This is a genomic window from Citrobacter sp. VF227 (assembly GCF_052950715.1).
On sequence record NZ_JBRFVF010000597.1, the window covers coordinates 1 to 438 of the forward strand.

Here is a 438-nt window from a genome sequence, read left to right on the forward strand (position 1 = left end):
GCCCCGGGCCGTCGATCGCGCTGCTGTTGGGCGGGCACTGGCAGGTCGTGGTGTTCGTGCTCGCCATGCTCGCTGGAATGCTGTTGTTCTCTGCGCTGGAACGCCGGCGCGCTTGCTGACCGGGAGGTCATTATGAAAGCCAATGTTGGAACCGTTGATCGGACACTGCGCATCATCGTCGGCCTGGCGCTGATCGCCCTGAGCCTGTGTCTCGCGCTCCTGCCGGCCTCCCGCGCGGCGGCCGACGTGGTGATCGGCGTGGCGGTTCCGCGGTCTGGCCCCTACGTGGCGGTCGGCGAGCAGGTCCTGCGCGGCGTTGAGGCCGCGGCCCGGGACGCCAACGCCATGGGCGGCCTCGACGGCCAGCCCGTGACCCTGGACGTGCAGGACGATGCCTGCGACTCGAACACCGCGATGGCGGTGGCCAACCACTTCGTC

2 protein-coding genes are annotated in these 438 nt (G+C 69.6%); both read left to right on the top strand.

Features of this window, described 5'->3' with window-relative positions; all coding sequences use genetic code 11:
• The first annotated feature begins 14 nt into the window (after nt 1–14).
• A complete protein-coding gene (locus ACU8YC_RS28080; protein WP_446896409.1) occupies nt 15–119 on the top strand; it encodes a hypothetical protein in 105 nt (34 codons plus the stop codon).
• Nucleotides 120–132: 13 nt separating this feature from the next.
• Nucleotides 133–438 (top strand): ABC transporter substrate-binding protein (locus tag ACU8YC_RS28085; RefSeq protein ID WP_446896408.1); only part of this gene is annotated, 306 nt, incomplete at its 3' end.